This is a genomic window from Herbaspirillum sp. Her2 (genome assembly GCF_057961375.1).
Genome location: NZ_CM176331.1, coordinates 4,126,611 through 4,148,068 on the forward strand (window position 1 = coordinate 4,126,611; position 21,458 = coordinate 4,148,068).

Annotated in this window: 18 protein-coding genes; 1 reads left to right on the forward strand and 17 read right to left on the reverse strand. The window is 64.1% G+C overall.

Features of this window, described 5'->3' with window-relative positions; all coding sequences use genetic code 11:
• Positions 1 to 11: 11 nt before the first annotated feature.
• Complete coding sequence (locus ACWHXP_RS18805; RefSeq protein ID WP_121042534.1) at positions 12 to 989, reverse strand: M23 family metallopeptidase; 978 nt, start codon at positions 987 to 989, stop codon at positions 12 to 14.
• Between the two features lie 53 nt (positions 990 to 1,042).
• On the opposite strand from ACWHXP_RS18805, the gene ACWHXP_RS18810 reads away from it, so the two are divergent.
• A complete protein-coding gene (locus ACWHXP_RS18810; protein ID WP_489635299.1) occupies positions 1,043 to 1,597 on the forward strand; it encodes a DciA family protein in 555 nt (184 codons plus the stop codon).
• A 152-nt stretch (positions 1,598 to 1,749) separates the two neighbouring features.
• On the opposite strand, the gene lpxC is transcribed toward ACWHXP_RS18810, so the two are convergent.
• From lpxC to rsmH, 16 genes are all read right to left on the reverse strand, one after another.
• A complete protein-coding gene (gene lpxC / locus ACWHXP_RS18815) occupies positions 1,750 to 2,685 on the reverse strand; it encodes a UDP-3-O-acyl-N-acetylglucosamine deacetylase (RefSeq protein WP_039790443.1) in 936 nt (311 codons plus the stop codon).
• Positions 2,686 to 2,881: 196 nt separating this feature from the next.
• Positions 2,882 to 3,388 (reverse strand): peroxiredoxin, encoded by a 507-nt coding sequence (locus tag ACWHXP_RS18820; RefSeq protein WP_034329321.1) that lies wholly within the window; start codon positions 3,386 to 3,388, stop codon positions 2,882 to 2,884.
• Positions 3,389 to 3,582: 194 nt separating this feature from the next.
• Positions 3,583 to 4,773 (reverse strand): cell division protein FtsZ, encoded by a 1,191-nt coding sequence (gene ftsZ, locus ACWHXP_RS18825; protein ID WP_034329320.1) that lies wholly within the window; start codon positions 4,771 to 4,773, stop codon positions 3,583 to 3,585.
• Between the two features lie 353 nt (positions 4,774 to 5,126).
• On the reverse strand, positions 5,127 to 6,359 hold the full coding sequence (ftsA, locus tag ACWHXP_RS18830; protein ID WP_008334543.1) for a cell division protein FtsA: 1,233 nt from the start codon (positions 6,357 to 6,359) through the stop codon (positions 5,127 to 5,129).
• A gap of 10 nt (positions 6,360 to 6,369) precedes the next feature.
• The gene (locus tag ACWHXP_RS18835; protein WP_121042532.1) at positions 6,370 to 7,140 is read right to left on the reverse strand and encodes a cell division protein FtsQ/DivIB; all 771 of its coding nucleotides are present in this window, start codon (positions 7,138 to 7,140) and stop codon (positions 6,370 to 6,372) included.
• A 28-nt stretch (positions 7,141 to 7,168) separates the two neighbouring features.
• Positions 7,169 to 8,173, reverse strand: coding sequence for a D-alanine--D-alanine ligase (locus ACWHXP_RS18840; protein ID WP_489635298.1), 1,005 nt, complete (start codon positions 8,171 to 8,173; stop codon positions 7,169 to 7,171).
• Positions 8,170 to 9,597, reverse strand: a complete 1,428-nt coding sequence (murC, locus tag ACWHXP_RS18845; RefSeq protein WP_134135690.1) for a UDP-N-acetylmuramate--L-alanine ligase — start codon at positions 9,595 to 9,597, stop codon at positions 8,170 to 8,172. Before murC ends, ACWHXP_RS18840 begins: the two co-directional genes overlap by 4 nt.
• Positions 9,594 to 10,676 (reverse strand): undecaprenyldiphospho-muramoylpentapeptide beta-N-acetylglucosaminyltransferase, encoded by a 1,083-nt coding sequence (murG, locus tag ACWHXP_RS18850; protein WP_489635297.1) that lies wholly within the window; start codon positions 10,674 to 10,676, stop codon positions 9,594 to 9,596. The genes murC and murG overlap by 4 nt, the downstream gene beginning before the upstream one ends.
• Positions 10,673 to 11,947, reverse strand: coding sequence for a putative lipid II flippase FtsW (gene ftsW, locus ACWHXP_RS18855; RefSeq protein ID WP_134135692.1), 1,275 nt, complete (start codon positions 11,945 to 11,947; stop codon positions 10,673 to 10,675). Before ftsW ends, murG begins: the two co-directional genes overlap by 4 nt.
• The gene (gene murD, locus ACWHXP_RS18860; protein WP_489635296.1) at positions 11,944 to 14,154 is read right to left on the reverse strand and encodes a UDP-N-acetylmuramoyl-L-alanine--D-glutamate ligase; all 2,211 of its coding nucleotides are present in this window, start codon (positions 14,152 to 14,154) and stop codon (positions 11,944 to 11,946) included. Before murD ends, ftsW begins: the two co-directional genes overlap by 4 nt.
• A 119-nt stretch (positions 14,155 to 14,273) precedes the next feature.
• On the reverse strand, positions 14,274 to 15,443 hold the full coding sequence (gene mraY / locus ACWHXP_RS18865) for a phospho-N-acetylmuramoyl-pentapeptide-transferase (protein WP_034329301.1): 1,170 nt from the start codon (positions 15,441 to 15,443) through the stop codon (positions 14,274 to 14,276).
• Position 15,444: 1 nt separating this feature from the next.
• Complete coding sequence (locus ACWHXP_RS18870) at positions 15,445 to 16,905, reverse strand: UDP-N-acetylmuramoyl-tripeptide--D-alanyl-D-alanine ligase (RefSeq protein ID WP_489635295.1); 1,461 nt, start codon at positions 16,903 to 16,905, stop codon at positions 15,445 to 15,447.
• Complete coding sequence (locus ACWHXP_RS18875; protein ID WP_489635294.1) at positions 16,902 to 18,428, reverse strand: UDP-N-acetylmuramoyl-L-alanyl-D-glutamate--2,6-diaminopimelate ligase; 1,527 nt, start codon at positions 18,426 to 18,428, stop codon at positions 16,902 to 16,904. The genes ACWHXP_RS18870 and ACWHXP_RS18875 overlap by 4 nt, the downstream gene beginning before the upstream one ends.
• On the reverse strand, positions 18,428 to 20,206 hold the full coding sequence (locus ACWHXP_RS18880) for a peptidoglycan D,D-transpeptidase FtsI family protein (RefSeq protein ID WP_134221143.1): 1,779 nt from the start codon (positions 20,204 to 20,206) through the stop codon (positions 18,428 to 18,430). Before ACWHXP_RS18880 ends, ACWHXP_RS18875 begins: the two co-directional genes overlap by 1 nt.
• On the reverse strand, positions 20,203 to 20,475 hold the full coding sequence (gene ftsL / locus ACWHXP_RS18885) for a cell division protein FtsL (RefSeq protein WP_034329293.1): 273 nt from the start codon (positions 20,473 to 20,475) through the stop codon (positions 20,203 to 20,205). Before ftsL ends, ACWHXP_RS18880 begins: the two co-directional genes overlap by 4 nt.
• Positions 20,472 to 21,455, reverse strand: a complete 984-nt coding sequence (rsmH, locus tag ACWHXP_RS18890) for a 16S rRNA (cytosine(1402)-N(4))-methyltransferase RsmH (RefSeq protein WP_489624437.1) — start codon at positions 21,453 to 21,455, stop codon at positions 20,472 to 20,474. Before rsmH ends, ftsL begins: the two co-directional genes overlap by 4 nt.
• Positions 21,456 to 21,458 lie beyond the last annotated feature (3 nt).

Genomic DNA, 21,458 nt, shown 5'->3' on the forward strand with positions numbered 1-21,458 from the left:
CCTGAACGGACTCAGCGGCCCGCGACGAAGACCGGCATCTGCTTGGGCTGGTTGCCGCCGGTGGCACCGAGCGCCAGGAACTTGCGCGGATCCTGGGCGATGCCGCGTATGCGGACCTCGAAGTGCAGGTGCGCCCCGGTCGAACGCCCGGTCGAACCCACATCGGCCACATGCTGGCCGCGCTTGACGATGTCGCCCACCTTCACGAACAGCCGCGAGGCGTGGGCGTAGCGGGTGATGATGTTGTTGCCGTGGTCGATTTCAAGCATGTTGCCGAACTGATAATGATATTCCGAGGCGATCACCACCCCGGCGGCGGCGGCGACGATCCGGGTGCCGACCGGGGCCGGGAAGTCCAGGCCTTCATGGAAGGCGTTATGGCCGCTGAAGGGGTCCAGCCGCCAGCCGAAGCTCGACGAGTTGTAGGCCACGTTGACCGGTTGATTGGTCGGCAGCAGGCGCGACTTGATCTTGTCGCCCATGAGGGTGGATTCCACCGCGTTGAGATAATCGGAACGATGGCCGGCATCCTGGGCCAGGTTGTCGAGCATGCGGCGCAGCTCGTCCATGCCGACATCCCGGCCGGAGCCGGCGATGCTGGAGACTTCAGCGCCACCACGACCGGGCAGCTCCTTGAAATTGAATTCTTCCGGACGGATGCCGGCCAGGCCCTGCACGCGTTCGCCCAGCGCATCCAGGCGCATCATCTGGGCCTGCATCTCGCCGACCTTCACGGCCATCATGGCCAGGTTCTCTTTCAGGAATTTCTCGTTGCGGCCATCTTCTTCCTGGCTCATGGAGACGGCCAGCTTGTGCAGCATGGGCGCGGCATCCGGGTCGCCGGCCTTGTTGAGCAGAAAATAGGTGATGGACAGCGAAGCGCCGGCGATCACGCTCACCAGCAGCAGCAACATCAGCAGGAGGTGCTTGGTACCGAGCGTGACCGATCGGGCTTTGGTGAAACGGGGGTGCAACAGGATAATTTGCATCTTTGCTCCTTGGTCTCCGGCCGGTCAGACACCGGATGTGATAAGGTTTAAAGATGAAGTACGCATCTACGTTTACCCCTTATCGGCCTGCTCTCACAAGTGCTCAACGCATGGCGAAGAGCACGAAGGGAGCCGCGGATTTCTTGCGGTCGAATTCGACGATGGCGGCGCTGTTGCCCGCCCTGGCTCGCATGGGCACGCTGCAGCAGTCAGTGGCCGCGAACTTGCCGGCGATGTTTGCCGCGTGTCAGATCTTGCAGTTTGAAGCTGGCGTGCTGGTCATGAGCGCGCCCAATGCAGCGCTGGCGGCACGGTTGAAGCAGCAAACCCCGAGGCTGCAGGACCGCCTGCTGAAGGACGGATGGCAGGTTAATTCAATCCGAATCAAAGTGCAAGTTGGCCGGACGCCCCCCCCGCCAGCGCCAAAACGGGTGCTGGAACTGACCGAAAACGCGCTCACTTCCTTCGCCGAACTCAGCAGTACACTGGCCAGCGATCCGCGCAGCCAGGGCCTGAAGGAAGCCATCGACGCCATGATACGGCGGCGCGACCAGCGCAGATTGGCCAAGCAGGCAGGAGAAGACCCGCCATTTCTTCAGAGAAAATAGTCCTGAAATAGCCGGATCACGAGATTCTTCTAAAAAATTTACAAGATTTCTCTCGTCAGATCGCCAGCAAGCCACCGCCAGAAAAGCAAACGCCCCGGTCCAGGCCGGGGCGTTTTACATTGCGGCGTGTGCAGCCAGCATCAGCGCCAGCGTCAGTTCAGCGCCCACTCCTGCTGGGCTTGCATCACGTAAGTCTGCGGGGCCTGGTCGAGCTGGTCGAAGCTGACGATCTCATAGGCATCCGGCTGGGACAGCAATTCGCGCAGCAGCAGGTTGTTCAAGCCATGGCCGGACTTGTGGGCATCGTAGCTGGCCAGCAGCGGATGGCCGATGATGTACAGGTCGCCGATGGCATCGAGGATCTTGTGGCGCACGAACTCGTTGTCGTAGCGCAGGCCGTCGGCATTGAGGATGCGGTACTCATCCATGACGATGGCGTTCTCGAAGGAACCGCCACGGGCCAGGCCCATGCCGCGCAGGGTTTCCACGTCCTGCATGAAACCGAAGGTGCGCGCGCGGGCGATTTCCTTGACGTAGGAGTCGATGCCGAAATCGACCTCGGCCACCTGTCCGGTACCATCCACGGCCGGGTGGTTGAATTCGATGAAGAACTTCAGGCGGAAGCCGTCATAGGGCTCCAGGCGCGCCCATTTTTCCTTGTCGCCCGTGCCTTCGCGCACTTCCACCGCCTTCTTGACGCGGATGAATTTCTTGGGCGCGTTCTGCTCCTGCAGGCCGGCCTGCTGCAGCAGGAAGACGAAGGACGAGGCCGAACCATCCATGATGGGGATTTCTTCGGCAGTCAGGTCGATGATCAGATTGTCGATGCCCAGCCCGGCGCAGGCCGACAGCAGGTGTTCGACGGTGGAAACCTTGGCACCATCCTTGGTCAGGGTCGAGGCCATGCGGGTATCGCCCACGCCGGTAGCGATCATCGGCAGCTCGACCACGGGATCGAGATCCACGCGGCGGAACAGGATGCCGGTATCGGGGGCGGCCGGACGCAGGGTCAGCTCGACCTTGGTGCCGGAGTGCAGGCCGACGCCGGTGGTCTTGACCAGATTCTTGATTGTGCGCTGTTTCAACATCCGGTCATTATAGCCAAGATGCCCCTGCCCCGCCCCTTGCCGCAGGGCTTTGTTGCAAATCGTTCCTATCTGTAAAACAGGGGCCGGAGGCGCCCATTCATCGATCACAGCGATAAATCCGTTTCCCCAAGGAAAAACGGCATGCCGCAGCATGCCGTTTCTTTTTCGCCTGGTGGCCGGGAAATCCCGGCAGGCATCAGCCCAGCTGGCCCAGCAGGGTTTCCGCGTTGGAGACCTCGAACTTGCCCGGGGCTTCCAGGTTCAGTTGCTTGACCACGCCGTCTTCGACCAGCATGGAATAGCGCTGCGAGCGCACGCCCATGTTGCGTTCGGTCAGGTCGAATTCCATGCCCAAGGCCTTGGTGAACGTGGCGCTGCCATCACCCAGCATGCGCACGATGCCGGTGGCCTTCTGGTCGCGGCCCCAGGCGCCCATGACGAAGGCATCGTTGACCGAGATGCACCAGATCTCATCCACACCCTTGGCCTTGAACTGGTCAGCCAGGGCGATGTAGCCCGGCACGTGCTTGGCCGAACAGGTCGGGGTGAAGGCACCGGGCAGCGCGAACAGCGCGATCTTCTTGCCCTTGACCAGGTCCGACACCTTGAAGGCGTTGGGGCCCAGGCTGCAGCCTTCGGTCTCGGTCTCGATGAATTCGGTCAGGGTGCCTTCGGGCAGGCGGTCGCCGATCTTGATGGTCATGGTGTTTCCTCGTCTGGTTGTAGGACAGTGAATTAAGTGGTGAAACAGATGCATCTGCCGCGATTGATCGATTCAGCAGATGAGTTGCCGGCACGCTGCGCACGAAAAAACGCCGCGCACCAGGCGCGGCGTTAGTATGCCTTGGAACGGAGCGGCCTGCTGTGAAGCTGGCAGCCGTCCGTGGCCAACGACGATCAGTCCGCCTGCTTGCGCAGGAAGGCCGGGATGTCGTAGGTTTCCATGCCGTTCTTTTCCAGGGCGCGCACGGTGTCGGAAGCCGACTCGCGACGCCACACGGCCGGGGCCTTCAGGCCACCGAAGGTAGCACCACCGGCTTGCGCGTTACCTTGCGGCATCACGCCACCGACGGCCATCATCGGCTCGTTGTGGGTACCGGTACGCATGACCGGGGTCTGCACCAGCTGCACGGCCTTGCGGGCACGGCCCAGGCCGGTGGCCACCACGGTCACGCGGATCTCGTCACCCATGCTGTCATCGTAGGCGATGCCCTGGGCGATCGAGGCGTCCGGTGCCGCGAAGGCGCGCACGGTAGCCATGACTTCCTTGATTTCCTTGCCCTTCAGGCCACGGCTGGCAGTGACGTTGACCAGCACGCCGCGCGCGCCGGACAGGTCGATGCCATCCAGCAGCGGCGAGGCCACGGCCTGCTCGGCGGCCACGCGGGCGCGGTCCACACCAGCAGCGGTTGCGGTACCCATCATGGCCTTACCCTGCTCGCCCATGATGGTCTTGACGTCGTTGAAGTCGACGTTGATGTGGCCGGGCACGTTGATGATTTCGGCGATACCGGCCACCGCGTTGTTCAACACGTCATCGGCGTGCGACAGCCATTCGATCATGCTGTCGTCTTCGTAGATCTCTTCCAGCTTTTCGTTGAGGATGATGATCAGCGAATCGACGTGCTGGGTCAGCTCTTCCAGGCCGGCGTCGGCGATGTCCATGCACTTCTGGCCTTCGTAGGAGAAGGGCTTGGAGACCACGGCCACCGTCAGTGCGCCCAGCGACTTGGCCACTTGCGCCACCACCGGAGCGGCACCGGTGCCGGTACCGCCACCCATGCCGGCGGCGATGAAGACCATGTGCGCGCCGCGCAGGGAGTCTTCGATGCGGGCGCGGGTTTCCTCGGCCAGGCGGCGGCCGACGTCGGGCTGCATGCCGGCGCCCAGACCGGTATCACCGATCTGGATGACGTTGTGCGCCTTCGATTGCTTCAGTGCCTGGGCATCCGTGTTGGCGGCGATGAATTCGACGCCGGACACACCCTTGTTAATCATGTGCTGCACGGCATTGCCGCCAGCACCGCCAACGCCCACGACCTTGATGATCGTACCCAGCGTCGCATTGTCGACCATATCGATTTCCATGATGACTCCTTAAAATATATGTGTCCTGCAGCTGGCAGTTGATAGGCATCACGCGGTGTGACGACTAGCAACTGATCACTGCTGTCCGTATGTGTGCTTCCCTGTTGTTTCTTGTTGATGCTGATACCGATGCTGCCAATGATGCGACTGATACCTTGAAACCTTAAATTCTTGAAACCTTAAATTCTTGAAGCCTTGATACCGCTATTCTAAGAAAACACTGCTGCAAATTTGCTGCCGTTCTCATCAATTTTTACTGCCAGAACCGTACAACCGAACCGCCAGCAACGACCAATGCTTTTACATCCTGATGCATTCACCACCGGCCGCTCGTGGCAGCCGATGAGAATCGATCAGAAATTGCCGAGGAACCATTCCTTCATGCGCTGCCAGACCGCCTTCACCGAACCTTCCTGGCGCGTCACGATGTAGCCGCGCAGATACTGTTTCTTGGCTTCCTGCAGCAGGCCGAGCACGGTCGAGTAGCGCGGGCTGCGCACCACGTCGGCCAGCTGGCCGCTGTACTCGGGCGTGCCCAGGCGCGCCGGTTTCAGGAAAATGTCTTCGGCCAGTTCGGTCATGCCCGGCATCATCGCCGAGCCACCGGTCAACACGATGCCGGAAGACAGCACCTCTTCATAACCCGACTCGCGCACCACCTGGTGCACCAGCGCGAACAGCTCTTCCACGCGTGGCTCGATCACGGCGGCCAGGGCCTGACGCGAGAGCGTGCGCGGATTGCGGTCGCCCAGGCCGGGCACTTCCAGCGTCTCGGTCGGATCGGCCAGGATCTGCTTGGCCACGCCATAGCGCAGCTTGATTTCTTCGGCTTCCAGCGTAGGCGTGCGCAGGGCCATGGCGATGTCGTTGGTGATCTGGTCGCCGGCGATGGGGATCACCGCGGTATGGCGGATCGCACCTTCGGTGAAGACCGCCACGTCGGTGGTACCGCCGCCGATGTCGACCAGCACCACGCCCAGCTCGCGCTCGTCGGTGGTCAGCACCGAATCGGCCGAAGCCATCGGCTGCAGGATCAGGTCCGACACCTCCAGGCCGCAGCGGCGCACGCACTTGACGATGTTCTGCACGGCAGAGACCGCACCGGTGACGATGTGCACCTTCACTTCCAGGCGGATGCCGCTCATGCCGATGGGCTCGCGCACGTCTTCCTGGTTGTCGACGATGAATTCCTGCGGGACCGTGTGCAGCAGCTGCTGGTCGGTCGGGATGTTGACCGCCTTGGCGGTCTCGATCACGCGCGAGACGTCGGCCGCGGTGACTTCCTTGTCCTTGATGGCGACCATGCCGCTGGAATTGAAGCTGCGGATGTGGCTGCCCGCAATGCCGGTGTAGACATTGCGGATCTTGCAGTCGGCCATCAGCTCGGCTTCCTCCAGCGCGCGCTGGATGGATTCGACGGTGGCCTCGATGTTGACCACCACGCCTTTCTTGAGCCCCTTGGATTCGGACTGCCCCAGCCCGATCACTTCATGGCGGCCATCGGGCAGCACCTCGGCCACCACCGCCACCACTTTCGAGGTGCCGATGTCGAGACCGACGATCAGATTTTTTGCGTCTTTTGTCATAGCATTCCGCTTATTTCTTTTTCCCGTTCATTGCCGCCAGCACCATTCCATCTGCCTTCAGGGCCATCCCGTTGGGATAGCGCAAGTCGACGCTTTCTATCTTGCCCTGCAATCGTTCCAGCAACTGCGGATACACCGCCACCAGCCGCGCCACCCGTTCCTTCAACACCGCATCGCCCTGGTCACGGCCCAGCTCGACGGTCATGCCGTTGTCCAGCCGCACGGTCCAGGCGTAGCGGTTCGAGAGCACCAGCGACTCCGGCTCCAGCTTGATGGGCGCGAACCACTGGCGAAACAGCGCCAGCCGCGCCACCACCTGCTTCTCGCTGCCGGGCGGGCCATCGAACTCCAGCAGGTCACCGTCGTCCTCGGCCTCGGCCAGGTTGGCGGTGAACACGTCACCCTTCTGCGAGAGCAGCTTGCCATCCTCGCCCCAGGTGCCCAGGGCCTTGTGTTCCTCGATCTTCACCACCAGCCGGTCCGGCCATTCACGCCGCACCATGGCCTTGCGCACCCAGGGCACGGCTTCGAAGGCCGCCCGCACCGCCGTCAGATCGGCGGTGAAGAAATTGCCATGGATGCGCGGCACCGCGGTCGCCCGCACCGTCAACGCATTGACCTTCTCCAGCGGCATGTCGCCGGAGGATTCGATGCGTATCGTGTGCAGCGTAAACATCGGCCGCTGCGCCACCCACCATAAACCTGATGCCACCAGGGCCAGCAGCACCAGCGCAATGAGCGCACTGCTGATGGCGTTGAGCATCTTGACGTCCTGCCACATCGACGCGTTCTTCCTTAAACCCGGGCCATTACGGCTGGCCCGCCTGCGGCGTCCAGTCCTTCGAGGGCGTCATGTCCAGCGACGCCATCTGCAGGATCATGCAGCACAGGTCTTCATAGCTCAGGCCCACGGCCTTGGCCGCCATCGGCACCAGGGAATGGCCGGTCATGCCGGGCGAGGTATTGATTTCCAGCAGGAAGGGCTCGCTCTTGCCATCGGCCTCGCGCAGCATGAAGTCCACACGGCTCCAGCCACGGCAACCGAGCGCATTGAACGCACGTACCGCCAGATCCTGCAAATGGCGCGTCAGTTCCTCGTCAAGGGGCGCCGGACACAAATATTTCGTGTCGTCGGTGAAATACTTGTTCTGGTAGTCGTAATTGCCCTCCGGTGCGCGGATCTCGATGACCGGCAGCGCGCGCGCCTCGCGGCCCGTGCCCAGCACAGGCACCGTCAGTTCGCGGCCACGGATGAACTCCTCGGCCAGCACCACGCTGTCGTAGCGCGCGCAGAGATCAAAGCCGGCCTGCATGTCCGAGTAGCCGTTGACCTTGGCAATGCCGATGGTCGAACCTTCGTGCGGCGCCTTCAACATCAGCGGCAGGCCCAGCTCGTCAGGGACCACGCGCAGTTGCTCACGCGTAGTGGCCTTGGCATCCAGGCTCAGGAAGCGCGGCGTCGACAGGCCGTGCGAGAGCCAGATGCGCTTGGTCATGATCTTGTCCATGGCGATGCTCGAGGCCATCACGCCGGGACCGGTATAGGGCAGGCCCATCTGTTCCAGCGCGCCCTGCAGCGTGCCGTCTTCGCCGTAGCGGCCATGCAGGGCGATGAAGACGCGGTCGAATTTCTCGGCCTGCAGATCACCCAGGCTGCGCTCGGCCGGGTCGAAGGCATGCGCATCCACACCCTTGCTGCGCAAGGCCTGCAGGACACCGTTGCCCGACATCATCGACACTTCGCGCTCGGCGGAGCGGCCGCCGAAGAGCACGCCGACACGGCCGAAGGCCTTGATCTGGTCCTGGCTGATCATGCGGCCCCCTGTTCGTTCTTGCCACCGGCTTGCGCCACCAGGCGGCCGGGTACGGCGGAAATCGATCCCGCGCCCATGGTCATGACCACATCGCCATCGCGCACCACGTTGCGGATGGTCTCGGGCATGTCGCCGATGTCATCCACGAAGACCGGCTCCACCTTGCCTGCCGCACGCAGCGCATGCGCCAGCGAACGGCCGTCAGCGGCCACGATGGGCGCTTCACCGGCCGAATACACTTCGCCCAGCACCAGCACATCGGGCGAGGACAGGACCTTCACGAAATCCTCGAACAGGTCGCGCGTGCGGGTGTAGCGATGCGGCTGGAAGGCCAGCACCAGACGGCGGCCCGGATAGGCGCCACGGGCGGCGGCGATGGTGGCGGCGGTCTCGACCGGGTGGTGGCCGTAATCGTCCACCAGCGTGAAATGACCGGCCGGATTGCCCTGCGCATCGGTGATCGGCACTTCGCCATAACGCGTGAAGCGACGGCCCACACCGTTGAATTCGGTCAGTGCTTTCTGGGTGGCGGCATCGTCCACGTCCAGTTCGCGCGCAATCGCGATGGCGGCGCAAGCGTTCTGCACGTTGTGCATGCCGGGCTGGTTCAGGCTCACCTGCATGGGGGCGTAGCCGTCCTGGATCACGGTGAATTCCATCTTGCCCTCGACCGCCTTGGCATCGATGGCGCGCACATCGGCGTCTTCATGGAAGCCATAGGTGAGGATGGGCTTGGAGACCATGGGCATGATTTCTCGCACGTGTGGGTCATCCAGGCAGAGCACGGCCACGCCGTAGAACGGCAGGCGCTGGGTGAACTCGACGAAGGCCTGCTTCAGGCGCGCGAAATCATGGTTGTAGGTTTCCATGTGATCGGCATCGATGTTGGTGATGACTTCGATCACGGGCGTAAGGTTGAGGAAGGACGCATCCGATTCATCGGCCTCGGCCACGATGAATTCGCCGGTGCCCAGCTTGGCGTTGGCGCCGGCGCTGGTGAGGCGGCCGCCGATGACGAAGGTCGGGTCCAGCCCGCCCTGCGCCAGCACGCTCGCCACCAGGCTGGTGGTGGTGGTCTTGCCGTGCGTACCGGCAATCGCAATGCCCTTCTTCAGGCGCATCAGTTCGCCCAGCATCACCGCACGCGGCACGATGGGGATGTGCTTCTTGCGCGCGGCCAGCACCTCCGGGTTGTCGCCCTTGACGGCGGTGGAGGTGACGATGGCGTCAGCGCCCTCGATGTTCTCGGCTGCATGGCCATAGCGGATGCTGGCACCCAGCTGCGCCAGGCGCTGGGTGGCGGCGTTGCTGCCCAGGTCCGAGCCGGAGACGCCGTAGCCCAGGTTGAGCAAGACTTCAGCAATGCCGCTCATGCCCGAGCCGCCGATGCCGACAAAATGGATATTCTTGACGCGATGCTTCATGGTGTTACCAGTCCTTCCAGCACGCGCGCGATTGCCTCGTTGGCATCGCGCCGGCCTTGTTCGTACGCCGCCTGCGCCATGGCATGGCATGCAGCGCGGTCCAGTTTCTGCAACAAACCGGCCAGGTGATCCGGCGTCAGTTCGCGTTGCGGCAGGTGAATCGCCGCCTTGTTCTGTGCCATCCATTTGGCATTGTCGATCTGGTGCGAGGTGGTCGACACCGCCAGCGGAACCAGCACGCTGGCCACGCCCGCTGCCGTCAGCTCGGAGACGGTGATCGCGCCGGCGCGGCAGATCACCAGATCAGCCTCGGCATAGCGGCGCGGCATGTCGTCGATGAAATCGACCACTTCGGCCTGCACGCCTGCCGCCTCATACGCTGAACGCAAGGCCGCGATGTGCTGCTTGCCCGATTGATGCGTCACCTGCGGACGCAACCCGGCGGGCAGTTTTGCCAGCGCCGCCGGCACGTTGTCGTTCAGCACCTTGGCGCCCAGGCTGCCGCCCACCACCAGAATCTTCAGCGGGCCGCTGCGGCCGGCGTAACGCTGGGCCGGTTGCGGCAGCGCGATGATTTCCTTGCGCACCGGATTGCCGGTGACCTCGGCCTTGCCCGCTGCCTTGCCAAAATCGGCAGGGAAGCCGAACAGCACCTTGGTGGCCATCGGCGTGAGGGTCTTGTTCGACAGCAGCAGGGCCGCGTCCGCATTGACCAGCACCAGCGGCTTGCCGCGCAGGCGCGCCATCATGCCGCCCGGCACGGTAACGTAACCGCCCATGCCCAGCACCACATCGGGGCGACGGCGGCCGAGGATGGCATGGCAATGCAAGAAGCTTGCCGCCAGGCGCCACACGCCCTTGACCGTATGCATCAGGCCCTTGCCGCGCAAGCCGGCGAAGACAATGCTGTCCATCTCCACGCCATGGCGCGGCACCAGCTCGCGCTCCATGCCGTGCGTGGTGCCCAGCCAGCTCACCTGCCAGCCGCGCGCACGCATGGTGTCGGCAATGGCCAGGCCGGGGAAGATGTGGCCACCGGTACCGGCGGCCATGATGAGCAATGTGCGGGGCGCGTTCATAGACGGCCTCCGCGCATGAGCACCCGGTTTTCGTAATCGATGCGCAGCAGAATGGCCAGGCCCACGCAATTGAGCAGCACGCCCGAACCGCCATAGCTCATCAGCGGCAGCGTCAAGCCCTTGGTCGGCAGCAGGCCGAGGTTCACGCCCATGTTGATGAAGGCCTGCACGCCCAGCCAGATGCCGATGCCCTTGGCCACCAGGCCGGCAAAGGTCAGGTCCAGCGCGATGGCCTGGCGGCCGATCTCGAAGGCATGCTTGACCAGCCAGTAGAACAGCAGCACCACCACCAGCACGCCGGCGAAACCGAGTTCCTCGCCGATCACGGCGAGCAGGAAGTCGGTATGCGCTTCCGGCAGGTAGTGCAGTTTTTCCACGCTGCTGCCCAGGCCCACGCCGAAGAGCTCGCCACGGCCGAAGGCGATCAGCGAGTGCGACAGCTGATAGGCCTTGCCCAGTGCGTTTTCCTCTTCCCACGGATTCAGGTAGGCAAAGATACGCTCGCGCCGCCACGGAGAAGTCACGATGACCAGCGAGAACACCCCGACCAGCGTGGCACCGATGCCGCCAAACCAGACGCCGTTGATGCCGCCCAGGAACAGGATGCCCATGGCGATGCAGACGATCACGCCGAAGGCACCGAGGTCGGGCTCCAGCAGCAGCAGCAAGCCCACCAGGCCGACGGCGGCCGCCATCGGGAAGAAGCCCTTGACCAGCTTGTGCATCACCGCCTGCTTGCGCACCGTGTAGTCGGCGGCGTACAGCACGATGAAGAGCTTCATCAGTTCGGAGGGCTGCAGGTTGATGACCTTCAGCGAGAGCCAGCGCTTGGCACCGTTGACGCCCTTGCCGACGCCAGGAATGAGCACCATCAACAGCAGTATCAGGGTGATCGCGAACAGATAGGGCGCCCACTTCTGCCAGGTCTCCATACGCACGCGGAAGGCCAGCGCGCCCGCGATGATGGAGAGCACGATGAAGATCGCCTGGCGGATCAGGAAGTGGTAATTCGAATAGGAGGCGTACTTGGGCGAATCCGGCAGCGCCACCGAGGCCGAGTAGACCATCACCATGCCGAACAGCATCAACAGCAGCACCACCCAGATCAGCGGCTGGTCGTATTCCATCATGCGCGAACGCTGCTCGAAACCGATGCTGCCCGATGCGCTGCCACGGCCACTGCGGCCACCCTGGGCGCGGCCGGCGGCCGCCGGCGCGGCTTCTTTCAAGCCACCCAGCCAGCTGCGCACGGAAGACAGGCCCAGTTTCATGCCAGCACCTCACCGCGCGAGAGCGCCAGTTCACGCACCGCATCCACGAAGACTTCGGCGCGATGGGCGTAGTTGCGGAACATGTCCAGGCTGGCGCAAGCCGGCGAGAGCAGCACGATGTCGCCAGCGGTGGCGAGTTCTCCGGCCTTTTCCACGGCGGCTTGGAGGCTGGCGCAATCGATCAGCTCGACCCCGCTGTCGGCCAGGGCGGCGCGCACGGCAGGAGCGTCACGGCCGATCAGCAAGACTGCACGAGCATATTTCTGTACTGGCAGGTCCAGCGGCGAAAAGTCCTGGCCCTTGCCGTCGCCGCCGGCGATCAGCACGATGCGATTGGGACGGCCGCCCAGCCCCAGGCCATTGAGCGCGGCCACCGTGGCACCGACATTGGTGCCCTTGCTGTCGTCGTAGTATTCGACATCCTGGATCACGCCGACCAGTTCCACGCGATGCGGCTCACCGGTGTACTCGCGCAGGCCATGCAGCAGCGGTGCCATCGGCAGGTCGATGGCGCGGCACAGGGCCAGTGCGGCCAGCGCATTCATGGCGTTGTGGGCACCGCGAATGCGCAGGGCATCGGCGGGCATGAGACGCTTGACGGTCACCGGCGGCGGCAGCATGTCCTTCTGCTTGCGGCGGCGCTTGCCCTCCGGCACTTCGTCATCTTCATGCACGAAGGCATTGGCCAGCCACAGCATGCCGTTGTCGTTGACCAGGCCGAAGCTGTTGGGCGTGGACGGTTCATCCAGGCCGAAGGTGGACAGCGGCGCGGCGGCGGCGCTCATCTCCATCACCAGGGCGTCATCGCGATTGAGTACGCGCACGGTATCCTGGCCGAAGATGCGGGCCTTGTCGGCGGCATAGTGCTCCATGCTGCCGTGCCAGTCCAGGTGATCCTGGGTCAAATTCAGGACGGTGGCGGCGTGCGGCTGGAGGCTGTGCGTGGTGTGCAGCTGGAAGCTGGAGAGCTCCAGCACCCAGGCTTGCGGCATCGAGCCGCGATAGGTCGGCTCGGGCGGCGGCGGTGGCGGGACTTCCACCAGCGCATCTTCCTCGGCCTTGCGCGAGACTTCCATGAAGTCGCCCAGGTTCATGGCCTCGCCAGTGGTCGCCGGGGCGTCGATCTCGGCTTGCGGGATCGCGTCGGAAGCGACGTCCAGCGTGGCCGCGACAGCCGGCTCCGGCGCTTCGTGCGCGGCGGAGCCGGCTGCCTCGGCGTCATCGGGGGAGGCTTCGGTGGCGGAATGCGCGGTCTCGGGTGCCGGCTGCAGTGCAGTTTCCTGTCCTGTTTCCTGTCCTGTTTCCTGTCCTGTTTCCTGTCCTGTACCCTGTCCTGTTTCCGGTACAGATTCCTGCACAGAAGCTGGTACAGAATCCTGTACGTTCTCCTGTCCTGCTTCCTGCTCTGCCACCGGCTGCTGCTCCGCAGTCGCCAGCAGATCCATCTGCGGCGCGGGTTCAGATTCCGATGCGGAGACCGGCGCGTCTGCTTGCGGCTGCGCCTGCAACACCGGCACCGCAATCGCAGCGGCCGCCTCGATGCTGGCGGCGGCACGGCGATGCTTCTCGGCTTCGGCCGCCTGCTGGGCATCCAGCACGGCCTGCTGCGCGGCTTGCGCTTCAGCTTCGGCGGCAGCCTGTTCGGCGGCGATCGCATCCTGCTCGGCCAGTTCGGCCAAGAATACCTTGTCCTTGATGACCGCTTCGCGCAGCACATCCAGGGCGGCCGGGCTGATGTTGCCCGCCACTTGCACCGACAGGCCGGCGCGCTGGCACAGCAGGCCGGTCAGGCGGGTCACGGTAGTCTTGCCGTTGGTGCCGGTGATGGCCAGCACCTTGGGTTGATACAGGGTCTCTTCGCGCAAGGCGGCCAGCGCCTGCGCAAACAATTCGATCTCGCCCCACAGCGGCAGGCCGCGTTCGGCAATGGCCGGCATCAGCGGTGCCAGCTCGCCTTCGGGGGCCAGGCCGGGACTGACGGCGACGAAATCGATTCCATCAAGCAAGGACGGCGACAAGGTCTGGCCCAGCACGGCCTGCGCCTCGGGCGCGTCGGCGCGCAGGGCGGCCAGGCGCTCGGCCAGGGCCGCTTCGCCACGGGTATCGGCCACGCGCACGCCGGCGCCGCAGTAGACCAGCCACCGCGCCATTGCCAGGCCGGACTCGCCGAGTCCGAGCACCAGAACGTGTTTGCCCGAGTAATTCATCGTTGTTTCCAGACTCACTTCTTCACTTGTTTCTTGCCATGCAGGGACTGCCCTGCCAACCACAAAGGCAGCGCTTGCCATACTTCACAAGGGCTGCCGTTTTTGTTCATATCGCCTGTTTACCGCAGCTTCAGCGTCGACAAACCGACCAGCACCAGCATCATGGTGATGATCCAGAAACGCACCACCACCTGGGTTTCCTTCCAGCCCTTCTGCTCGTAGTGATGGTGCAGCGGTGCCATCAGCAGCACGCGGCGGCCGGTGCCGAAGCGCTTCTTGGTGTACTTGAAATAGGCCACCTGGATCATCACCGAGAGCGTTTCCACCACGAAGATGCCGCCCATGATGAAGAGCACGATTTCCTGACGAACGATGACCGCGATGGTGCCCAGCGCACCGCCCAGCGCCAGTGCGCCGACGTCGCCCATGAACACCTGCGCCGGGTAGGCGTTGTACCAGAGGAAGGCCAGTCCCGCGCCGCCCATGGCTCCGCAGAAGATCAGCAGTTCGCCGGCCCCCGGGATGTGCGGGATGAACAGATACTTGGCATAGGCCGCATTGCCGGTCAGGTAGGCGAACAGGCCGAGGGCCGCACCGACCAGCACGGTCGGCATGATGGCCAGGCCGTCCAGGCCATCGGTCAGGTTGACCGCATTGCTGGTGCCGACGATGACGAAATAGGTCAGCGCGATGAAACCCCACACGCCCAGCGGATAGGTCACGGTCTTGAAGAAGGGCACGATCAGGTCGGCCTTGGGCGGCAGGTCCAGGCTGAAGCCGGAACGCACCCAGGCGACGAAGAGATCGAAGACCTTCATGTTGCTCACCTCGGATACCGAGAAGGCCAGGTAGAACGCGGCCACCAGGCCGATCAGCGATTGCCAGAAATATTTTTCACGCGAGCGCATGCCTTCCGGATCGCGATAGACCACCTTGCGGTAGTCATCGACCCAGCCGATGGCGCCGAAACCGAGCGTGACGATCAGCACGATCCACACGAAGCGGTTGGACAGGTCGGCCCACAGCAAGGTGGAAATGCCGATGCCGATCAGGATCAGCACGCCGCCCATGGTCGGGGTGCCGGACTTGATGAGGTGAGTCTGCGGACCATCCTGGCGCACGGCCTGACCGACCTTCATGCGGGTGAGCATGCGGATCACGGCCGGGCCGGCGATCATGCCGATCAGCAGGGCCGTGAGCGTGGCAAACACCGCGCGGAAGGTGATGAAGTTGAACAGGCGCAGAAAGCCGAAATCCTGTTGAAAATTCTGTGCGAGCCAGACCAGCATGCTAATGGGTCTCCTGTTGATGTTGCGTGAGGGATTCAACGTTGACCAGATGCTGTACAACTCGCTCCATCTTCATGAAGCGTGAACCTTTTACCAAAACGGTCGCGCCCTGCGGCGCGGCCTGTTCTACCGCCGTATTGAGTGCGGCGATGTCGTCGAAATGCATGGCCTGCGCTACGTTTTGCAGCGCGGGGCCATACGAAGTGACGGCGTGTTTCGTCAATTCGCCCAGTCCGAAGAAGAGCGGGATGCCACGGCTGCGGGCATAGGCACCGATCTCGGCATGGAACTGCGGACCCTGGTCGCCGACCTCGCCCATGTCGCCCAGTACCAGCACGCGCGGGCCGGCGATGGACGCCAGCACGTCGATGGCGGCGCGCACGGAATCAGGGTTGGCGTTGTAGGTGTCGTCGATCACCAGCGCACCGCTGCGGGCTTGCTTGCGCTGCAGGCGGCCGTTCACCGGGGCGAAGCTCTGCAGGCCGCGCACCACGGCGTCCACCGGGATGCCGGCACCCAGCGCGCAGGCGGCAGCCGCCAGCGCATTGCGTACGTTGTGCTCACCGACGGCAGCCAGTTCCACCTTGAACTGTGCGGGCGGCACGGCCAGCCCTTTCACCGTCACTTGCAGGGTGCTGCCGAAAGCGGTGGCCTGGTAGCTGGCGCTCACATCGGCTTGCGCATTCAGGCCGAAGGTCAGCACGCGGCGCGCACCGGCTTCTTCACGCCAGAGCGCAGTGAAATCGTCATCGGCCGGGAACACGGCCACGCCATCGGCGGGCAGGTGGCGGATCACGGCACCATTTTCGCGGGCCACCGCTTCCACGCTGGCCATGAATTCCTGATGCTCGCGCTGGGCATTGTTGACCAGGCCCAGCGTCGGCTCGGCGATGCGCGAGAGCACGGCGATTTCGCCCGGATGGTTCATGCCCATCTCGATGACGGCCGCCTGATGTTGTGCGCGCAGCCGGAACAGGGTCAGCGGCACGCCGATCTCGTTGTTGAAATTGCCGCGCGTGCCCAGGTAGCCGTCTTCACCGAAGGCGGCAGCGAGGATGGCGGCGATCATTTCCTTGACGGTGGTCTTGCCGTTGCTGCCAGTGACGCCAATGACCGGAATCTGGCGCTGCGCACGCCAGCCATGGGCGATCTGGCCCAGTGCGGCGCGGGTGTCGGGCACCACGATGGCCGGTACGCTCAATCCCGGCGGCACGCGGTCGACCACCACGGCGGCAGCGCCTTGGGCGACCACCGCATCGAGGAAATCATGCGCATCGAAACGTTCGCCGCGCAGCGCGACGAAGACATTGCCGGGCTTGACCGCACGGCTGTCGGTGACCACGTCATTGAGGTCGAGCACGCCGGCCGACGCATTGACCACGCCCGGCACGGTGTGCGCGGAGGCGGCTTCCTCCGCGGTGCGGATCCATTCCAGCAACTGGCGGAAATCGAATCGCATCATGCGCCCCCCATCATGGTCGAGCGCGCGGCGAGCGCCAGCGCGACATGGTCGGCATCGAGGAAGGGCAATTTCTTGCCGGCGATTTCCTGGTAGGGCTCGTGCCCCTTGCCGGCCAGCAGGACCACATCGGCCTTGGTGGCATGGCGGATCGCCCACAGGATGGCACCGGCGCGATCGGGCAGCACGGTCGGTTCGACGCGGCTCATGCCGGCGCGGATCTGCTCGATGATGGCATGGGGATCTTCGGTGCGCGGGTTGTCGCTGGTCAGCACCACCTGGTCGGCCTGCTCGGCGATCTGGCCCATCTGCGGGCGCTTGCCCGGATCGCGATCGCCGCCGCAGCCGAACACGCACCAAAGCTGTCCACCGCGCTGGGTAGCGACCTGGCGCAGGGTGGACAGGGTCTTGTCGAGGGCATCGGGCGTATGCGCGTAATCGATCACGATCAGCGGTACATCGGGTCCGCCAAATTGCTGCATGCGGCCTGGCGCGGGCAGCAGCGCGGCGGCCGCAGCGACCACGGCATCCCAGGCCACGCCCTGGGTCAGCAGCACACCCATGATGCCCAGCACGTTGCTGACATTGAAACGTCCGACCAGCTGGGTCTTGACCTGGCCGCTGCCGAAAGGGGAATCGACATGGAAGGCGGTACCGGTATGGCTGCTGCGCAATTGGCTGGCGCGCAAAGTCGGTACGCCGTGCGTATCGCCGCCCAGCTCGTCCGCAATCGCGTAGCCGATCACCGGCAGCTTGCGCTCGGCCAGCAACGGCAGCAGGCGCTGGCCCATGCCGTCATCCAGATTGACCACGGCATGCTTCAGGCCCGGCCACTGGAACAGCTTGCGCTTGGCGTCTTCGTAGGTCTGCATGTCACCGTGGAAATCCAGGTGATCGCGGGTGAAATTGGTCAACAGGGCGACATCGACGTGCATGCCGTTCATGCGGCCCTGGGCCAGTCCGATGGAGGAAGCCTCAATGGCCAGCGCGCTCACGCGGGCCTGCGACAGCTTGAACAGGCTGCGTTGCAGCAGCACGGCGTCCGGCGTGGTGTAGCCGGTGACGTCGAAGCCTTGCGGCTTGCCGTTGACGAATGACCCCACGCCCAGCGTGCCGATGACACCGGCGCTGCTGGCACCGGCCAGGCGCGACAGTGCCGTACCCAGCCAGTAGGCGCAGGAGGTCTTGCCGTTGGTGCCGGTCACGGCCACCGTCAGCATGTGCTGGTCAGGCTGGCCATACCAGGCGGCGGCGATCTCGCCGGCACGCATCTTCAGGTCGGCCACGGCCAGGTGCGGCGCATCGATCTGCTCGGGCCAGCTGTAGCCATCGGCTTCATACAGCACGGCAGCGGCACCGCGCTCGACGGCATCGGCAATATAGGAACGGCCGTCGGCGTCGCCCACGTAGGCGAAGAACACGTCGCCCGCTGCCACGCGGCGGGAATCCGAGGTCAGTTGCGCAGACGGCGACGCCTGGCGCAGCCAGGCGAGGATCTCTTGAAGGCTCGGAACGCGCTGGGACATTACATGCTCTCCTCTAGCGGTTCTTTGGGAATGATGATGTTGGTCACGCTGGAATCAGGCGGTACGTTCAATGCGCGCAAGGCATTGGCGGCCACGTTGGCAAACACCGGGCCGGCCACCGGGCCGCCGTAGTGCTGGCCTTGCGGCTCGTCGATCATCACCGAGATGATCAGGCGCGGGTCCGACATCGGGGCGATGCCCGAGAAGGAGGCCACGTACTTGCGCACATACTTGCCGCCCTCGATCTTGTAGGCGGTACCGGTCTTGCCACCGACGCGATAGCCCGGCACCTGGGCCTGCGGGGCCGTGCCGCCGGGGGCGACCACGGTTTCCAGCATGCGGCGCATCTGCAGGGCGGTATCGGCCGAGATGACGCGCTGGCCAATGGGCGAATCGGTGACCTTGGTGAAGGACAGCGGAATGATGTCGCCATTGCGGGCAAAGATCAGGTAAGCGTGCGCCAGCTGGATCAGCGAGACCGAGATGCCGTGGCCGTAGCTCATGGTGGCCTGCTCGATCGGACGCCACGACTTGTAGGGACGCACGCGCCCGGCCACCGCACCCGGGAAGCCGAACTTGGGCTGCTGGCCGAAGCCGACCGTGGTGAACATTTCCCACATCTCTTCCGGCGGCATGCCCAGCGCGATCTTGGCGGTACCGATATTGGAAGACTTCTCGATGATCTGCGCCACCGTCAGCGGACCGTGGGCATGCGAGTCGCCGATGGTGGCGGTGCCGATGGTCATCTTGCCGGGCGCGGTCTGGAACACGGTCGAGGGCGTGACGCGATGGGTATCCAGCGCCAGGGCCACGGTGAAGGGCTTGAGCGTGGAGCCGGGTTCGAAGGTATCGGTCACGACGCGGTTGCGCAGCTGCGCGCCGGTCAGCACCGAACGGTCATTGGGGTTGTAGGTCGGCAGGTTGGCCAGGGCCAGCACCTCGCCGGTCTTGGCATCGACCACGATGATGCCGCCGGCCTTGGCCTTGAATTTCTCGACCGCTTCCTTCAGTTGGGTGAAGGCGATGTACTGGATCTTGCTGTCGATGGACAGGGTCAGGTCGCGGCCGTCATGCGGCTCGCGGATGGATTCGATGTCTTCCACCACGCGGCCCAGGCGATCCTTGATGACGCGGCGGCTGCCCGTCATGCCGGCCAGGGTCTTCTGCGCGGCCAGTTCCATGCCGTCCTGCCCGGCGTCTTCGATATTGGTGAAGCCGACCACGTGCGCCATCACCTCGCCTTCGGGATAGAAGCGCTTGTATTCCTTGCGGGTCTCGATGCCGGGAATGCCCAGCTTGACGATCTTGTCAGCGGTATCCTGTTCGACCTGACGCTTCAGGTAGACGAAGCTGCGGTCGGAATCGAGCTTCTTGCGCAGTTCGGCATCGCTCATTTCCAGCAGCTTGGCCAGCTGCACCAGCTTGTCCTTGGGTGCGGCCTGCACGTCTTCCGGGATGGCCCAGATGGCCTTGACCGGCACCGACGAAGCCAGCACCTGGCCGTTGCGGTCGGTGATCTTGCCGCGCGTGGCCGGCAATTCGAGCGTGCGAGCGTAGCGTGACGCCCCCTGCTTCTGCAGGAAATCGGTGGACACGCCTTGCAGCCACAGCGCGCGCAATACCAGCGCCACGAAGGCGGCAAACAGCACGAACAGCACGAAGCGCGAACGCCAGGCCGGCAGCTTGACCTGCAAGATGGGATTGGAAGAAAACGCCACGCCCTTGGAAGCCGCCACACGGCCACCGGAGAGGTTGGTACGCGGAGGCATCTTGGTCATGGTGCCCCCACGGTCAGGTATTGGGTACGGGCGGAGGAGACCGGAACCATGCCCAGGTCACGGCGCGCCAGTTCCTCGATGCGGGCGTTCTTGCCCAGCGTCGATTGGTCCAGCTGCAGCTGCGCCCAGTCGACGTCGAGCTGGCGGGCCGCGCTCTGGGCGCGTTCCAGCTCGATGAACAGGCTGCGGGCCTTGTACTGGGCGCTCACGACCGACAGCGCGCAACCCACCAGCATGATGGTCAGCAGGATGCACAGGCGCCCGGTCATGCAGGCGCCCCTTGGGTCGTGGTGGAGGAAACGGGCGTCACGCGCTCCAGGCCGCGCATGACCGCCGAGCGGGCACGCGGGTTGGCAGTGACTTCGTCAGTGCTGGGCATGACACGCGGCAGCAGGCGGGCCGGCGCTTGCGGCAGGTCCACGGCACGGATCGGCAGGCGACGGTCGGGCTGCGGCGCATGGGCTTTGGAGGCCATGAACTGCTTGACGATGCGATCTTCCAGCGAGTGAAAGCTGATCACGACCAATCTCCCGTGCTGCGCCATCTGGGCAAATGCCTTGTCCAGACCTACTTCGAGTTCTTCAAGCTCTTGATTGACGAAAATCCGTACAGCCTGAAATGTACGAGTGGCCGGGTCTTTGCCTTTCTCGCGGGTTTTGACGGCTTGTGCCACGAGCGCGGCAAGCTGTCGTGTGCTTGAAATTGGCTCGATTGCCCGGCCAGCAACAATCTTCTTTGCAATCTGAAGAGCAAACCGTTCTTCCCCATAATCTCGTATCACCTTTGCAATCTGCTGTTCATCTGCCGTTGCCAGCCATTCCGCTGCCGACACGCCACGGGTGGTATCCATGCGCATGTCCAGCGGGCCATCGAGGCGAAAACTGAAGCCGCGCGCGGCGTCATCCACCTGCGGCGACGAGATGCCCAAATCCATCAATACGCCGTCGACCTGCGCAATGCCGCGTGCGGCAAGCGCTTCATCCATGGTCGCGAAGCTGTCGTGCACGATCTCGAACCGGGCATCGTCAATCTTCTGCGCCGTGGCGATGGCCAACGGATCCTTGTCAAATGCGATCAGGCGCCCTTGCGGGCCCAGCCTGGACAGGATGGCGCGGCTATGACCGCCGCGGCCGAAGGTTCCGTCCAGGTAAATGCCATTGGCGCGCTCGCCCACAATGGCCAGCGCGTCCACGGCTTCTTCCAACAGCACGGTGCGGTGCTGCAGCTCGGGCACCGGTTGCAGATTCATCTT

Coding starts and splice junctions, on each gene's coding strand:
- ACWHXP_RS18805 (WP_121042534.1), bottom strand. CDS start 989: ATGCAAATTATCCTGTTGCACCCCCGTTTCACCAAAGCCCGATCGGTC.
- ACWHXP_RS18810 (WP_489635299.1), top strand. CDS start 1,043: ATGAAGTACGCATCTACGTTTACCCCTTATCGGCCTGCTCTCACAAGT.
- lpxC (WP_039790443.1), bottom strand. CDS start 2,685: ATGTTGAAACAGCGCACAATCAAGAATCTGGTCAAGACCACCGGCGTC.
- ACWHXP_RS18820 (WP_034329321.1), bottom strand. CDS start 3,388: ATGACCATCAAGATCGGCGACCGCCTGCCCGAAGGCACCCTGACCGAA.
- ftsZ (WP_034329320.1), bottom strand. CDS start 4,773: ATGGAAATCGATATGGTCGACAATGCGACGCTGGGTACGATCATCAAG.
- ftsA (WP_008334543.1), bottom strand. CDS start 6,359: ATGACAAAAGACGCAAAAAATCTGATCGTCGGTCTCGACATCGGCACC.
- ACWHXP_RS18835 (WP_121042532.1), bottom strand. CDS start 7,140: ATGTGGCAGGACGTCAAGATGCTCAACGCCATCAGCAGTGCGCTCATT.
- ACWHXP_RS18840 (WP_489635298.1), bottom strand. CDS start 8,173: ATGATCAGCCAGGACCAGATCAAGGCCTTCGGCCGTGTCGGCGTGCTC.
- murC (WP_134135690.1), bottom strand. CDS start 9,597: ATGAAGCATCGCGTCAAGAATATCCATTTTGTCGGCATCGGCGGCTCG.
- murG (WP_489635297.1), bottom strand. CDS start 10,676: ATGAACGCGCCCCGCACATTGCTCATCATGGCCGCCGGTACCGGTGGC.
- ftsW (WP_134135692.1), bottom strand. CDS start 11,947: ATGAAACTGGGCCTGTCTTCCGTGCGCAGCTGGCTGGGTGGCTTGAAA.
- murD (WP_489635296.1), bottom strand. CDS start 14,154: ATGAATTACTCGGGCAAACACGTTCTGGTGCTCGGACTCGGCGAGTCC.
- mraY (WP_034329301.1), bottom strand. CDS start 15,443: ATGCTGGTCTGGCTCGCACAGAATTTTCAACAGGATTTCGGCTTTCTG.
- ACWHXP_RS18870 (WP_489635295.1), bottom strand. CDS start 16,905: ATGATGCGATTCGATTTCCGCCAGTTGCTGGAATGGATCCGCACCGCG.
- ACWHXP_RS18875 (WP_489635294.1), bottom strand. CDS start 18,428: ATGTCCCAGCGCGTTCCGAGCCTTCAAGAGATCCTCGCCTGGCTGCGC.
- ACWHXP_RS18880 (WP_134221143.1), bottom strand. CDS start 20,206: ATGACCAAGATGCCTCCGCGTACCAACCTCTCCGGTGGCCGTGTGGCG.
- ftsL (WP_034329293.1), bottom strand. CDS start 20,475: ATGACCGGGCGCCTGTGCATCCTGCTGACCATCATGCTGGTGGGTTGC.
- rsmH (WP_489624437.1), bottom strand. CDS start 21,455: ATGAATCTGCAACCGGTGCCCGAGCTGCAGCACCGCACCGTGCTGTTG.